The organism is Sinorhizobium sp. P24N7, from assembly GCF_042436655.1.
GTDB lineage: Bacteria > Pseudomonadota > Alphaproteobacteria > Rhizobiales > Rhizobiaceae > Sinorhizobium > Sinorhizobium meliloti_A.
The window spans coordinates 42,524-57,676 of the sequence record NZ_JBHMIW010000012.1; the positions used below are offsets into that span (position 1 = coordinate 42,524).

At 61.1% G+C, this 15,153-nt stretch carries 12 protein-coding genes; 8 read left to right on the top strand and 4 right to left on the bottom strand.

Going from position 1 to position 15,153, the window contains the following annotated elements:
• Window positions 1–31 precede the first annotated feature (31 nt).
• From ACFHWW_RS21065 to ACFHWW_RS21075, 3 genes are all read right to left on the bottom strand, one after another.
• Window positions 32–1,267, bottom strand: a complete 1,236-nt coding sequence (locus ACFHWW_RS21065) for a glycosyltransferase family 4 protein (protein WP_379940592.1) — start codon at window positions 1,265–1,267, stop codon at window positions 32–34.
• Between the two features lie 59 nt (window positions 1,268–1,326).
• Window positions 1,327–2,166, bottom strand: coding sequence for a sulfotransferase (locus ACFHWW_RS21070; protein WP_324764628.1), 840 nt, complete (start codon window positions 2,164–2,166; stop codon window positions 1,327–1,329).
• 327 nt (window positions 2,167–2,493) lie between these two features.
• Window positions 2,494–3,846, bottom strand: a complete 1,353-nt coding sequence (locus ACFHWW_RS21075) for a lipopolysaccharide biosynthesis protein (RefSeq protein ID WP_379940594.1) — start codon at window positions 3,844–3,846, stop codon at window positions 2,494–2,496.
• Window positions 3,847–4,265: 419 nt separating this feature from the next.
• On the opposite strand from ACFHWW_RS21075, the gene ACFHWW_RS21080 reads away from it, so the two are divergent.
• The 4 genes from ACFHWW_RS21080 (at window position 4,266) to ACFHWW_RS21095 (ending at window position 8,259) form a co-directional block, all read left to right on the top strand.
• Entirely contained in the window at window positions 4,266–5,519 is a 1,254-nt protein-coding gene (locus ACFHWW_RS21080) for a polysaccharide biosynthesis/export family protein (RefSeq protein WP_379940596.1), read from the top strand.
• 61 nt (window positions 5,520–5,580) lie between these two features.
• Window positions 5,581–6,261, top strand: coding sequence for a sugar transferase (locus tag ACFHWW_RS21085; protein WP_379940599.1), 681 nt, complete (start codon window positions 5,581–5,583; stop codon window positions 6,259–6,261).
• A gap of 52 nt (window positions 6,262–6,313) precedes the next feature.
• Window positions 6,314–7,000, top strand: a complete 687-nt coding sequence (locus ACFHWW_RS21090; RefSeq protein WP_275599002.1) for a PIG-L deacetylase family protein — start codon at window positions 6,314–6,316, stop codon at window positions 6,998–7,000.
• Between the two features lie 68 nt (window positions 7,001–7,068).
• The gene (locus ACFHWW_RS21095; protein ID WP_379940601.1) at window positions 7,069–8,259 is read left to right on the top strand and encodes a DegT/DnrJ/EryC1/StrS family aminotransferase; all 1,191 of its coding nucleotides are present in this window, start codon (window positions 7,069–7,071) and stop codon (window positions 8,257–8,259) included.
• A 37-nt stretch (window positions 8,260–8,296) separates the two neighbouring features.
• Here ACFHWW_RS21095 and ACFHWW_RS21100 read toward each other — a convergent pair whose 3' ends face one another.
• Window positions 8,297–9,139, bottom strand: coding sequence for a sulfotransferase domain-containing protein (locus ACFHWW_RS21100; RefSeq protein WP_324763814.1), 843 nt, complete (start codon window positions 9,137–9,139; stop codon window positions 8,297–8,299).
• Window positions 9,140–9,640: 501 nt separating this feature from the next.
• Here ACFHWW_RS21100 and ACFHWW_RS21105 point away from each other — a divergent pair.
• The 4 genes from ACFHWW_RS21105 (at window position 9,641) to ACFHWW_RS21120 (ending at window position 15,144) form a co-directional block, all read left to right on the top strand.
• Window positions 9,641–10,831 (top strand): glycosyltransferase family 4 protein, encoded by a 1,191-nt coding sequence (locus ACFHWW_RS21105; protein ID WP_379940604.1) that lies wholly within the window; start codon window positions 9,641–9,643, stop codon window positions 10,829–10,831.
• Window positions 10,832–11,091: 260 nt separating this feature from the next.
• Window positions 11,092–13,203: a mechanosensitive ion channel family protein gene (locus ACFHWW_RS21110; protein ID WP_379940606.1), complete on the top strand. Its 2,112-nt coding sequence runs from the start codon at window positions 11,092–11,094 to the stop codon at window positions 13,201–13,203.
• 76 nt (window positions 13,204–13,279) lie between these two features.
• Window positions 13,280–14,377: a glycosyltransferase family 4 protein gene (locus tag ACFHWW_RS21115; RefSeq protein WP_324763811.1), complete on the top strand. Its 1,098-nt coding sequence runs from the start codon at window positions 13,280–13,282 to the stop codon at window positions 14,375–14,377.
• Window positions 14,374–15,144 (top strand): polysaccharide deacetylase family protein, encoded by a 771-nt coding sequence (locus tag ACFHWW_RS21120; RefSeq protein WP_379940609.1) that lies wholly within the window; start codon window positions 14,374–14,376, stop codon window positions 15,142–15,144. The genes ACFHWW_RS21115 and ACFHWW_RS21120 overlap by 4 nt, the downstream gene beginning before the upstream one ends.
• The last annotated feature ends 9 nt before the right edge of the window (window positions 15,145–15,153 follow it).

Below are 15,153 nucleotides of genomic sequence, written 5' to 3' on the forward strand. Positions count from 1 at the left end.
AGAGCGGGATATGTCCCGTCCGCACTCTTCCTCATCCCGCCCTGGCGGAGCGCTGCATGGCGGTGATGCCTGTCAGCTCTTCATAGACCGATGTAATCGCATGTACGTGACGCTCGAAGCTGAAACGGGATCGTACTTCGCCGCGCGCCGTTTCCACGATGCGATCGCGAAGCGCCGCATCGCTGAACAGTTTCAGGCACGCCCTGGCGAACTCATCCGGATCGTCGGCGCGCACGAGCATGCCGGTCCGGCCATCTTCGACCACTTCCGGATTTCCGCCCGAGTCGGCCGCGACGACCGGCGTGCCGAGAAGCATCGCTTCGACGAGGGTTCTTCCGAGCGGTTCGTTGACGGCCGTCACCAGCAAAGCGTCCAGTCCGGCGATCCAGGGCTCGCCCGGATAACGGAAACCCATGAAGTGTATGCGATCGGCAATTCCAAGCGCCTCGGCACGCGCTTTCGCGGCCTCGTCAAGGCCGTTGAGCGCATTGCCGAAAAACAGACCCGCAACCTTGGTCTCAGGCGAAAGCCGTTTCAGGGCGGCAACCGCTTCGACGAACAGGATCGGTCGCTTACGCTCCACCAGGGTGCCGACATAGCCGAGAAGCTTCGTCTCGGGCGTACACCCGATCGCGGCCAGCACATTGTCGCGGGCTTGCTTGCGCTCGAATCCGGCCATCTTCGTGACGTCGAAGGGGCTGTGCACGACACTGCATTTGCCCGCGGCCGAGAAGAGCCCGGGGCGGGGCGATGCGAATTTCGATACGGCCACAAGGCGGTTGGGAAGCCATGGCGCGACACGGCGCAGACCGAACGAAGTCGCGTCGCCGCGATGATGCCAGAGATGCTTCGACCCTGCGACGCGCGCAGCGAGACCCCAGATGAGGTGTGTGCGGCCATCGTTCGTGTGTACGATCGAGGCATTGTTCGCTCGCAGGAATCGGACGAGCGCGGGCAGTGTGCGCATAACATTGACGATTGCGGCGCCGTTGCGCGGAGCCGCCCGCTTCAGGCGGTTCAGAACCGGAGCGGCGACAAAGTCGATCCCCTCACGGCGAAACAAATCTGCGACCGGTCCATCGGTGTCGTGCAGCACGACCAGTGGTATGAAACGCGATCTTGGGAGATTTCGTATCAGGCCCAGCGAGGACATGTGACTCCCGCCGACAAGATCTCCAATGAAGGGAAGGCACACAACCACCTGATCGCCGCTGCCTATGCTGGGCGTCTCCGCTTGGCTCAGATCAACTGCTGCAGAAGACGTCATTGCCTTAGATCCCAGGGAGCTGATGAAGGGCTTGATCACCCGGTACGCCGGGCCGGATGTCATTTCTCGGGGCCTCTGTTTCTCAGCCAGCCCGTCAGATCCCTTCCGACGAGGGCGCCGAGTTTTTCCGTTTCAGGCGCGAAGTAATCAGTCATCCGCGCGCGAAGATCATGGCTGAGCGGTGCGTATTGAAGCTCACCGGCGATCAGCGAGCGCAGTTTCTTGAAACCGGTATTCTGCCGGAATGGAGCAGCAACCGGCTTTAAGGGACGCAGGAGACGGCGCAGGGTCGGATTGACGACCGGTTCCGATTTGTCCTTCACCTTTTTTGCAAGCGGCTTCAGCGGAACATCGGCTTCGAGCCCGAGGAAGCCGCGGACGCGGGCGAGTTGGACGCGGGCGTCGACCTTCAGGTCCTCGTATAGGAGCACCAGAAGCTGCTCCATGGGGAAGCGATCGAGATAGCCCTGCAACTGCTGAAAATAAAGACCGCCGTTCAGGAAGCGCCCGCCCGCTCCTTGTCGCGGATCGAGGTACTGGGCGATGTCGCGCCCGACCTCGGCGCGGCGATAAAGCATGCAATAATCGGAATAGGCCCGGTCCACCGGATTGCGAAGCTGAGCTATCAAGCGGGCCTGGGGCAGTCTTTCCCTTATTCTCTCCGCCGCTTCCGGCACATCCATGTAGGAGTTGGATTTTTCACCGCGCAGCCGCCGGTGCTCCTGGCCTGCGAAATGTTCCAGATACCATTCGTCGCCGCGCTCGTAATAGCGGCTGAAATAGTGCAGTTCGGGATCGGGCATGAATATGCCCGGGTCCTGCTGCAACGATTGCTGAAGCCACGTCGTCGCGCTCTTCGTCGCTCCGATGATCAGGAAGTCGATATCCCGCATTTCCATCTTTGGCCCTTTCATCGATCGCCTCCAGGGCGATTGCACCGAAACGAACGGTTCGCCGCCCCCCAACAGGGGCTTTGGTCCTGGGTCAAACAGTGCTTCCGAAATTCGCTAGCGTGAATGGGGTGCAGCTACGGTCGGCCGTCGGTGTTGAATGTATAGGTTGAGGTTCCGTGGCGAAGCAGCAGAATTTGCGCGAAAAATCCGGAAAAGCGACCTCAGTTTTAAGTGTTAATCCCAGCAATATTTGAAATAAATAAAATCTGACGGCGAATTTCACAGAAAAATAGGCTGGAGGCAAGATGCTTCTTTAACTTTGCGTTTCAACCCTCACGGCGCAGGGGTTCGGCGGTAGCTCAGCATCATGGTGGACAGCCAGATCGAGGCCATGACGATGTGGGCAACGTTCGCTCCCATCGCGCCTATGACCGGAATAAGGGCGAAGGCGGTGGCATGAAAGCCGATCGCTGCGATCGTTACGCTGCGCAGTATTTCGTTTTCGCGTCCCATTGCGAGAAGTGCCGAGCGGATGACCGCACCGCACAGCGTCATGGTCACTGCGACCGACTGCACCACGACGAGGGGGCCCGCAGCTGCGAAATCAGGCCCGGCGGCCCAGGTGAGCAGCGGGTCGATCACGAGGTAAAGACTGCCGATCAGCAGCAGGCCGCAACCGAGAAGCAGTCCCTGCATCTGCGCGACCGCGCGATGGAAGGCGCCGAGGGCTTTGGTTGCCCATGCCCGGGCGAGTTCCGGATAGAGGACTGCCTGAACCTGCACGCCGGCCTGCTGTGCGATGCGGCCGATGCGTTTTGCAATGTGATACAGGCCGGCGGAGGTCGGATCGGCAAGATAGCCGACGAGCAGCGTATCGAGCTCATTTGCGCTTGAACGAATGGTGAGCGAGAGGTTCGCCGAGATCGCGAACTTCCACAGACCCGGAAACCGCTTGGTAATGCCGCGAAGCGGAGCGCTCATGAGGCCCGAAAGGACGCCCTGCCGTCGCAGTTCGGCCAGCGAGAAAATCACCAGGACGACGGTGCCGAGAATCTGAGCCGCCATCCAGATCAGCGCGAATTCGAATAGGCCTGCGCCGGTGGCGACGCCGATGGCGCAAAGAACGACCCTCAGAACGCTCGTGACGACCTGGCCATAGGCGATCGCCATGAAGCGCCCGTAGAGGCGCAGCACGGCGGTCGGCATGCCGGAGACCTGGAACGGCAGGACCGTGCAGTAGAGAATGGCAAGGTTCGCCCCGTCCCCCGATATGCCGAACCAGGGCGCGGCTACCAGGATTAGCAGGACGGCAACCAGCCATCCCGCCAGTGCCGCGGAGATGTCGAGCAGCAGGCCGAATTTGAGTAAGGCCGGAAGTTCGGTCGCATCGTCGGGGTTCTCCGCGAGCGAATGCGCGCCATACTTGATCAGTGGCTGCCACGACTGGAAGCTGACGATCCGCTCGACCGCGCGCGTGTAGGAGAAGCATAGCGCGAGGACACCGTAGCCTGCCGGACCGAGTGCCCTGGCCGTGAGCGCAAAGCCGATAAGGCCGATGACCGAGCTCAGAATGTTTCCCGTGAGCAGGTGCGCAATGCTTTGCAGCCGCTCCAGCATCGTTTTCTCTCGACTGAGAATTTGCCGCAAGCTGCCAATTTTCTTGAGAAGCTTCTTTCGGAACGCCACTGGAACCGCCTATGATTTAAGAGATAAGAGAATAGGTATATGCAAATGCTTTGTGCGGAGCCGGTAGTCGTACGCCGCTCAGGAACGGACCATCCGCCATGATTTCTTGTGTAGCCTTAAGTGAATCTCGTCAGGGGAAGAGCCGGCGAAAACCGTGCCGACAAGCTCGCAAGCCGTCCGCATTTGTTGCAAGGTGAACCGCCCTTTCCCCCGCCGACGCTCCTCTAAAGACGCAATAAGTTTCTGCAACGGTTTGAAATATTATAAAATTTTCATCCATGAGAGGGATGGCTCAAGGATCAAATCCAACAATGAGGCTGCGAATAGTTAAAAACCTTTGACGTGATAGCGCATCGAAGAATATAGTCGCCTAATATTTTTTGGTAGAGTTTTCTTTATTCCTTTTTGGAGGCTGTGAGATGGGGATTTCACCGGCCGTTTATGGGACGATTTTGCCCCGTTGGAAGCTTGGGGCGTTCCTGCTGCTGATGGTACTTTGGGCGCTTGCGCTCCCGATAATTACGTCTATGCCCGCTCAGGCCGGTGATTACCGGCTCAACTCGGGAGATGTTCTGACCTTCGACTTCCTTGACGATGCCGACTTGCCGGTTACTGCGACCGTCTCGGGCGCCGGCGTAGCGCAGTTTCCCCTCATCGGCGGGGTTGAGGTCGTTGGCCTCACTGTGCCGGAAGCGCTCGCGAAGCTCCGCGGCGAGTACCGCAGGCGCGACGTTCTCGTCGATCCGAAAATCTCTCTCGATATTTCGACTTTTCGGCCGATTTTCGTGCTCGGAGAGGTTAAGACTCCGGGCTCGTTTCCTTTCTACAGCGGGCTGACCGTCGAGCAGGCAATTGGTCTTGCCGGAGGCATGCAGGTCGCTGCGGCGAGCGCATCCGACCGGATCGTCGCACGCGCCCGTCTGCGTGCGGAGGCGGAGGCCGCCAACGCCGAGATCATCCACGAGGCCATCTATGCGGCGCGGCTTGTGGCTCAGTTGAAATCCAGCGACAAGATTGACCTTGCCGATGTGCCTCAGGTGGCTCGCGACTATGTAAACGGCGTGCCCCTCGATGGCGTAATCGAGCTCGAAGAAAAGATTCTGAGGGCAGACCTCGCCGCAAACAAGTCGCAAGCGCAGATCCTGGCCGAGGGCATAACCCAGTCAGAGGGCGGCATCGAGATACTGAATCAACTCATCCTGCAGCAAAAGGACGTGGTCCAGAACAGCAAGGAAGATGTGGAGCGTATCGCTACCTTGCGCAAACGCGGGCTGAACACCGAAAGCGATCTTTCCCGCGCGGAAAACAATGCTTCGGCCGAACAGGCGCAGCTTCTGGAGACCTTTGCCACACTTGCGCGATCGCGCCAGGAGTTGAGCGGGTTGAAGCTGCAGTTGGCAAAGCTTGCAGCCGATCGTGAGAAAGACATACTGACGCAGCTTCAGGCGCGTGAGATCGCTATCAAAAAGCTGATTTCCGGAAAGCACTCCGCCGAAGAGCAAATACTCCTCATGGCCGCGGTGGCCGAAGACGAGTCCAAGAAAAATCAGATTTCATATACCTATGAGATTCGCCGGAACCCGGTCGGCGGCACCCCGACGAGCATAAAGGCATCGACCCTGACTGAACTCGTGCCGGGCGACGTACTCATGGTGTCAATTGCCGGAATGTAAGACTTAATTTCAGATATTTTTAAAACAGGCTTTAAGCGCCCTGCGCCAAGGGAATATTGAGTTGAAAACCTACAGAGAACCTGCGGCCGTCAGCTTTGGCTTGCCTGCCTCCTTGGGATTTTACCGTCTCAAGCGTTTCCTCGATTGCCTGTTTGCCGGAACCGTTTTCGTCCTGTGCCTGCCGCTGATGGCGGTCACGGCAGCGGTCGTTTGGGCTAGCCTCGGCCTGCCACTGTTCTTCACTCAGGCGCGTGCCGGTGCGGGGATGCGCGTCTTTACCGTTGCCAAATTCCGCACGATGACGGATGCGCGGGCGCCTGACGGCACGCTTTTGCCGGATGCGATGCGGCAGACCGCCGCAACCGCTCTGTTGCGGCGGCTGCGTTTCGATGAGCTGCCGCAACTCATTGCCGTGCTTTCCGGCGACATGTCGATGGTAGGCCCGCGCCCGCTTCCCCTGGCGACCGTCGCCGCCTTCGGCGAACTCGGCCGCATGCGCTGCCGCGTCGCCCCGGGCATGACCGGCTGGGCACAGGTGAACGGCAATACGCGGCTTTCGGACGAAGAGAAGATCGCTCTCGACCTCTGGTATGTCGCACACGCCGGTCTCTGGCTGGATGCGCGGATCTTCCTGTTGACCGTGAAGACGCTGGTCACCGGCGAGCGGGTTCATGAACGGCATCTGCAAGAGGCCAGGGAGTTTGTTTCGCGTCGTCTTGGCGCGGAGACGCCGAAGGCGTGATGCGGCGGATGAGCACGCGCCAAGGCGACAATATTTTTGATCAGGAGGTTTTATGGGTGGCGGGCAGATATCTTTCGGGCGCACTCTGGTCGTGGCGCCGCATCCCGATGACGAGGTGCTCGGCGCAGGCGGGACGATCGCAAGGCTTGCGGCCGAAGGCGAAGAGGTGTTCGTCGCGGTCGTGACGGAGGGAAAGCCTCCCGCCTTCGATCCGGAGGGAACTGCGCGGATACAGGCGGAAGCGAGGCAAGCGCACCGCGCCTTGGGCGTGACGGAAACCATATGGCTCCGGCTGCCGGCGGCACAGCTTGCGGAAACGGCGCATGCGACCGTCAATGCCGCCTTGCTCGAGCTCGTTCGCCGGCTGTCGCCGCAAACCGTCTTATTGCCCTTCGTGGGCGACATGCACATGGACCATCAGTTGACCTTCACGTCGGCGCTGGTCGCCTGCCGCCCGCATCAGGCGGAATTCCCGAAGCTCGTTCTCGCCTACGAGACCCTGTCCGAGACCAATTGGAACGCGCCCTATCTGTCTCCGGCATTCGTGCCGAACGTCTTCGTCGATATCAGCGAACATCTCGAGGCAAAGCTCAAGGCGATGGAGATGTTTGCTTCGCAGGTACGCCAGCCGCCGCATGAGCGCTCGATTGCGACCCTCAGGGCGCTGGCGACCTTGCGCGGCGCGACCGTGATGCGGCAAGCGGCCGAAGCTTTCGTATTGGTCCGGCACGTCGTTTAGGTTGAGGAACGGCGTCAAACGGAATTTCTCACTAACGCCATAAGACCCAATTCAATTCGGAGGGACAGATGGGACGCTGGCCGGTTTACGACGAGGAGCAGATCGAGGATGTCGTGTCGGTCCTCAGATCTGGCGAAGTGAATGCCTGGACGGGACCGCACGTACGCAACTTCGAGGCTGCGTATGAGCGCTTTCTCGGCGTAAAACATGCGGTGGCTCTCGCCAACGGAACGGTGGCGCTGGACCTCGCGCTCTACGCGCTCGGACTTGAGCCGGGCGATGAGGTCATCGTGACGCCGCGCAGCTTCATTGCCTCGGCCTCCACGGTGCCGATGGCGGGTGGAGTTGCGGTTTTCGCCGACGTCGATCGCGACAGCCAGAACATCACCGCGGAAACCATAAGGGCGAAGCTGACGCCGAAGACCAAGGGCGTCATCGTCGTACATCTGGCCGGCTGGCCCTGCGACATGCCCGCCATCATGGCGCTTGCCCGCGAAAAGGGGCTGTGGGTGATAGAGGATTGCGCCCAGGCGCACGGCGCCGAAATCGACGGCCGACCGGTCGGCAGTTTCGGTGATATCGCGGCTTTTTCCTTCTGCCAGGACAAGATCATCACCACTGGAGGCGAGGGCGGGCTCGTGGCCATGAACGACGACGAGCTCTGGAAGAAAGCCTGGAGCCGGAAGGACCACGGCAAATCGTATGACGCCGTCTACAACAAGGAGCACCCTCCGGGTTTCCGCTGGCTGCATGAGTCCATCGGCACCAACTGGCGCATGATGTCGATCCAGGCGGTCATGGGATCGCGTCAGTTGCAGCGCCTGACGGAATGGCGCAGCATAAGAGCGCACAACGCGGCCATTATCGCCAGAGCGGCCGAGGAGATCGAGGCTTTGCGCACGCCTCTGCCGCCCCGTGGGATTCAGCACGCGTGGTACAGGTTCTATACGTTTCTTCGGCCGGAGCGCCTGCGGCCCGATTGGAGCCGGGACCGGATCATTGCCGAAATCAACGGCGCCGGCGTCGCATGCTTCAGCGGCAGTTGCTCGGAAATCTACCTGGAAAAGGCCTTTGCGGACATCGGCATGGCCCCGGCGCAGAGATTGCCCGACGCGCGCGAGCTCGGCGAGACGAGCCTGGCCTTCCTGGTCGATCCCGCGCTCGATACGGCGGCAATGGAGAAGACGGCGCATGTTCTGCGGGAGGTGTTTGCAAGGGCCAGCATCGGCAGGCCAGCCCTCGATGCCGCGCGGCGTTAGAGCAGTTCTATCCGCAAACGGGCGCGCAGGTGCGGGGTCAGACGTTCAATCCCGTGTGACCGACGAGACGTTTGGCGGCGACCGTCAGGTCGGCCGCGCACAAACGCTCGACCTCTGCGACCTGCGCTTCGTCCAAGTAGTCCCTGAACCCACCTGCCTTGCCACGGCGCATCCGCAGGCTTTCCACGTCGTTCCGATCGTAGTCATGAGCCGGAATGCCTTCTACCCGTTCCCTGTCCTGCATGGCCTCGAACCGCCCGGCCTCGACTGCAGCCCGGAGCGCCGCTCGATCGACCGGACAGCGGAGAAATTTCAGCACCGCCTCGGTTCGTCCTTCCGTGTCGGCGGAGAGCCCCTCGTAGCTCAGAACGAAGTGCGCGCGGTTGGACAAACCGGCTGCCCAGCGATTGAGATAACTGATCATCTTGGGCATACCCTGGTCATGGTCCTTTATGAACTCCGTAAGGGTGCCCGCGAAACGGTGTTTGTGCCGGGTCGCATGGAAATAGGCCGACACGATCACGTCGCGCGGGTCTCTTACCATCATGATGACCGGACGCCTGAGGAACAGGCTGGCGCGATAGTCCAGGTGACTGACGAGGATCGTCGGGATTGCGTCTTTCGCCTCGCGGAAGCGGTAGCCCGGCATGCCGCGCACCGGGTCGAGATCGAAGTTCGGTACGATCGAAAACATATTGTGAAGGTCAATAGGCTCCGGCACCCGCGAGATTGCCGCGAGATAGTGGGAAAGAACGTATCGAAACCAGGTGCGGCCCGATTTTGGATAGGAGATCAGGAAGCTGTCGGCTTGGGCAGCATGGCTGGTAAGCCGTACCCGCTTCTCGACCCGACGCCATGCCCGCCTGAGAATGCTTGCCATGGTTTGTCCCTCAAATTGAGATCACCGGCGTGCGGTGCACGCATCGTAAATGTAGTTTTGGCGCACTGATCGCGCAGAATAGAACAATATGTCGTTACAGAAATAATTCTACCGCCTATTTTCATAAGGAGATTTGGAATGAAAAAAGAAATTCTTTGAGTATGCAGTGGTCGCGCGTCTTGTGTGGTATTGATTCTTTGAAGCAATTAATTAAGCTTACGGTGCCGGTCGTCCCGTGGCTGGCAATTTCAGGCATTCGTTTTAGCAATTTGAATATGAAATGAAAAACAAGCATTCTGTCAATAACGTGCTTGCATAGGGCGTGAGGCGCGCCCGGTAACATTCCAAACAGCATTGGTGAAGATCGTGATGTTTTGCATCGCGAAGACGGAATGGAGGCACCAGATGATGTCCCTTGGGCGAAGAGAAACCGTTGCTGTGGCGGCAGCCATGACTCCTGTGCGTGACGTTCGCGGGGCTTCAGGGGAGGGGAATTTCGAAATGAACGGCAGTTCGAATTCCCCAGCGCTTGAGGCGTCGAATATTTCCGGAGCACGTGTGACGATCGTCCTGCCGGGCCTTGGCGCCGGGGGCACGGAGCACGTGGTCAACCTTGTCGCCAACCATTGGGCCCGGCTCGGCTGCATGGTCACTCTGATCACTCTCGAGCCGCCGGATGCGAAGCCCTACTACGAATTGGATCCGAAGATCGCGATCAAACGTCTCGATTTGCCGCCGCAAAGGGCTGGGAAGATCGAGGCGGGCCTGCTCGTGCTCAAGAGAATTTATCGCCTGCGTTCCGCCATTCGCCGCTCGCAACCCGATTTCGTGTTGAGCTTCCTGACCCGAACGAACGTACTGACGCTGCTGGCGACGGTTGGGCTGCAGGCTCCGGTGATCGTTTCCGAGCGCAACAATCCGGCCCTCCAGCCTTTCGGTCCAGTCTGGAAATGGGTTCAGCGCCGTCTGTATCCGCGCGCGTTCGGTCTGGTGACGATGACCAGGGGCGCGCTCGACTATTTTCCGGAGAAGATGCGCAGCAGGGGGTGGGTGATCGCCAATGCCGTCGACCTGCCCGGCGAATGGCAGAAGAGACGCGGCAACAATATCTTGACCGCAGTTGGCCGGCTCACGCGTCAGAAGGGCTTCGATCTCCTGATCGAGGCCTTTGCACGGATTGCCACGAGGCACCCCGAATGGAAGCTCGTCATCTGGGGCGAGGGCGATGACAGGAAATCGCTCGAGGCACTGCGGGACGCGCTGGACCTGAAGGACAGGGTTGAGTTACCGGGCGTGACGCAAAGACCGGGGCTATGGGTGGAGACGGCCGACGTCTTCGTATTGTCGTCCCGTTACGAGGGATGGGGTATCGTCTTGCTCGAGGCCATGGCTGCAGGGCTTCCCGTGGTTTCTTTTGCATGCGAGTGGGGCCCCTCGGACATGGTGAAGCATGGCGAGGATGGAATCCTCGTTCCCAGCAACGATGTGGATGCGCTTGCCGAGGCACTGTCTAGGGTGCTCGGCGACGGTGAACTCAGGAGCCGTTTGGCTACCAATGCCGAGGCGAGCGCCAAGAGATACTTGCCAGAACGCATACTTTCGCAGTGGGACGCAGTCGCATCGTCGGCACTGAAACACTCGGCCCGCGAACATGCCTCCACAGTCTCGGCCGCGGAAGCCGGTTCGGCTTGAGCTGGACCATAATCCGGAGAGCCTTGCGCCGGCCTGCGACGCCGCGCCTTACCGGACGCGCAAAGGCCGCTGTGGCACTTTGATCTGCTGCGTGTCGTCTTTGACCGGTTGCGACCAAAGAAGACATGCATGGGCGCCGGCGCTTCGGCGCGAGACCCCGATCCTGCATCCTTCGGGGTGCTACGGGATTGCGGGGTGACGCGTATGTGTTGATATGCCACTATCATCGCCGAGTGGTCTGGCGATCAGGGGGCTATCGCATGGGTTCAGGTGTAGGGCGCGTCGCAGCAGTCGTTGTCTTTTTTCTCCAACTGATCTTTGCTTCTGCGGCTCTCTCGGCGGCTCAAGAGCCGGGGGCAGCGCCTCCGGCCAAGGTCCAGCAGCTCATTCAGCTGCTGGATGATCCCGAGGTCCGTCAATGGATCGAGACCAGGCCGGGGATCGAGACCAGGCAGGCGGCCTCCGGGCCCGTTACCGTCACGCAGCCCCAGAGCTTCGCTTCGCGCTGGATGGCCGAGGCCAGGAGGCACCTTGCTGCGCTTCTGAATGCCGCGCCGCGCGTATTGCCCGAATGGCAGGCGGCGAGAGACCGTGTGTACGGGGACATGGAGGGCCAGGGAAGATTGCCGATCATCTGGGCGTTTGCCCTGGTTCTGCTGATCGGCTACGGCGCCGAGTTCCTTCTGCGCCATCTCCTGCGACGAAGCGCCAGCCGCAACAACGTGCAGGCAGGAAGCGGGTTGGCGGCCTTCGTTCGCATCGCGCCGCTTGTCGCCTTCGCCATTGCGGCCGTCGCTGCTTTCGTGATCGCCGATTGGCCGCATCACCTCGGGGCAGCGGTGGCGCCGCTCCTTATCGCCTGGATCGTGGCTCGACTTCTGATCGCGATCGCATCGGCCGTGTTGACGCCGGCCATCTCGGAGGGGGATCAGGCAAGGTCGTATGTATCGCTTGCTCCGCATCGTGCCCGTTACTGGCTCAGGCGGTCCGTATACTTCATCTGCACCGTCGCTTTCGTATGGGCCGTCGGCGATATGATGCGCGCGCTCGCGTTTCCCGAAGACGTGCGCAACCTCACCGGCGCGGTCCTGGGCCTCTTCGTTCTCGGACTGGCGATCGACACGACCTTGCGCCGGCCGATTGCCGAGATGGCGCCCGCGCGTCGCATCCTGCGAAATGCCTTGATCGTTTCCTTCCTAGTCTTGCTCTGGGTCTTCTGGGTTGCAGGCATGGATGTGCTGTTCTGGCTCGGCGTCTATGCCCTCGGTCTGCCGCCTCTGCTGCGCTTCACCAGCGCCGCGACCAGAACGATGCTGGATGCTGCCGCGGCGGAGGACTTCCGCGTCCTGCGCAATGTTCTGATCGAGCGAGGGGCGAGGCTGGTGATCATCGCGCTCGCGGCCGTATGGCTTGCCATGACCTTCCGCATCGACGGCGCGCAGATGATGCAGGACGATGCCTTCAACCGCATCTTCCGCGGCGTGCTGGCCGGCATCGTCATACTGCTTGCGGCCGATCTCGTCTGGCAGCTTGCCAAGGAATCCATCAACGTGCGCATGGCGCGCGCCAGCCTGACCGTGCAGGATTCCGCCGAGTTCGCGCGCAACACGCGCCTGCGCACGCTGCTGCCGATCCTGCGCAATTTCCTTGCGGCCTTCATCGCGGTCGTCGCCGGTATGATGGTGCTTTCGGGGCTTGGCGTCGCAGTCGGTCCGTTAATCGCCGGCGCTGGGGTCTTCGGCGTCGCCATCGGCTTCGGCTCCCAGACGCTCGTCAAGGATATCATCAGCGGCATCTTCTACATGATGGACGATGCCTTCCGGGTCGGCGAATATATACAGAGCGGCAGCTATAAGGGCACGGTGGAGTCCTTCAGCATCCGCTCCGTCAAGCTGCGACATCACCGGGGACCGGTGTTCACCGTGCCCTTCGGCTCGCTCGGCGCGGTGCAGAACATGAGTCGCGACTGGGTCATCGACAAGTTCCTGATCAATGTTTCCTATGACTCCGACGTCGCCAAGGTGAAGAAGGTCGTGAAGGGCATCGGGGCTTCCTTGCTCGAAGACCCGGAGCTCGCGCCGATGATCATCGAAACGGTGAAGATGAAAGGCGTGGAGCAGTTCGGCGATTACGGCATAACGCTGAGCTTCGCCATGAAAACCAAGCCGGGCCACCAGACCCAGGTGAGAAGAAGGGCCCAGGCCATGATCAAGGAGGCCTTCAAGACCAATGGCATCCAGTTCGCCTCGCCCACGGTCCAGGTGGCCGGAGACGACGTGCAATCGGCGCCGGCGGCAGCTGCCGCGACACGCGACGCGATCGCCAAGAAGAACGCGGCGCTCGCCCAGGGCGGGGAGGCAGCGGCGGAATAGCCGGGGCACTGCAGCCGCACGTCGTCGGGCCGGGGCCTGTTGACATCGCGACGGGAGGCGGGATAGCTCGCGCCGAATGAACATCGTCTTTCATGCGCCACTGAAATCACCCGACCACCCTGTCCCTTCCGGCGACAGACAGATGGCACGCATGCTGATCGAATCGCTGCGGCTGGCAGGTCACGACGTCAGCATTGCCTCGGAGCTGCGCACCTTCTCGCGTGATGCCTCGGATGCGGCATTTTCAGCGTTCCGCAAGGAGGCCGAAGGGGAGATTGCGAGGCTTCGGCGGCTCTGGCAGTTGAAAGGGCCGCCCGACCTCTGGTTTTGCTACCACCCGTACTACAAGGCTCCGGATCTCATTGGTCCCGCGCTTTCCGCGGAATTCTCCATTCCATACGTTACTGCCGAGTGTTCTTATTCCTTTCGGCGCAACCTGGGGTCATGGAAACTTGCGCAAGATGAGGTCGCCGCCGGTGCAAGGCAGGCGGCGGTCAATATCTGTTTCACCCATCGTGACCGCGAGGGTCTCGAAGAGGCGGTACCCGAAGTGCGCTCTGCGCTGCTCGCCCCTTTCATCGATGTGTCGCCGTTTCGTGACCTGCGAAGGACCGGGGCCGGCGGCAACCGCCTGCTTGCCGTCGCGATGATGCGTCAGGGCGACAAGATGGATAGTTATCGCATGCTTGCCCGCGCGCTCGCCCTCGTCGCTGATGTGCCCTGGACGCTCACGGTGGTGGGCGACGGCCCTGCACGGGCTGACGTATCGGAAGCCTTTTCGGCCTTTCCCGCAGGACGGCTGGATTGGCTTGGCGAAAGGTCGCCTCAGGCGATTCCGGAGATTCTCGCCGGCGGCGACCTCTATGTCTGGCCGGGCTGCGGGGAGGCCTACGGCTTGTCCTATCTGGAGGCGCAGGCTGCAGGCCTCGCGGTCGTCGCGCAGCGCACGGCGGGTGTGCCGGAAGTCGTACGTGACGGCGAAACGGGATATCTGACGACGGCCGGGGACATCGACGCACTGGCGGCAGCGGTGCGGCGCTTCCTCGTGGACGGATCCCTACGCAGACAATTTGGCGAGCGCGCGCGGCGCTTCGTTTTCGAGCACCGCTCGCTTCCCGCCGCCGCCGCACGTCTCTCGGGGATCTTCGCCGATTTCGTTGGGAGTGCGAAATGACGATCGCATCGATCTGGGAAACGCTGGCCGACAGGCTCGATCGCCTGCAGGAGGCAGGCCAATCGGTCGACTTTTGGCTGCGGGACGACGACGCCGTCGAGCCGACGGCCGCGCTCCACCGATTGCTCGACCTCACCGACCGCTTTTCGGTGCCGGTGATCTTGGCCGTCATTCCGGCAGGTACCGACGAGCGCCTTTCGCGCTGCATTGCCGGCCGACCGCTTGTCGATGTTGCCGTCCACGGGTGGTCCCATCAAAACCATGCCCCCGCTACAGAAAAACGCCAGGAACTAGGAGGTCACAGGTCGCGCGAGATGGTGGCGTCCGACTTGCGCGCCGGTTGGGCGCGTCTGCGCGCGCTTTATCCTGCCGCTATGGTGCCGCTCCTCGTTCCGCCATGGAACCGGATCGACCCGGGGCTGGTGCCCGGACTGCACGAGATCGGCTTTAGGGCCCTTTCGGTTTTCGGACCGGAGGACGGGAAAAAATCCGCCGTGTTACGCGTCCCGGGGCTGCAGCTCATAAACGCCCATGTGGATGTGATGGACTGGCACGGCACCCGCGGCTGCCGCCCTCATGGCGAGATCCTTCGCGACATCGATCGCCGGCTGGATGAAATCGAGAAGGGCGGCGGGACGGTGGGAATTCTCACCCACCACCTCGTTCACGACGAGAGCGTATGGGAATTATTATCCAGACTTTTCGACATCACCGCCTCGCACGCTGCCTGCCGCTGGCGCAGGGTTGCGGATCTTTTAGGCCAATGACAATTTCCA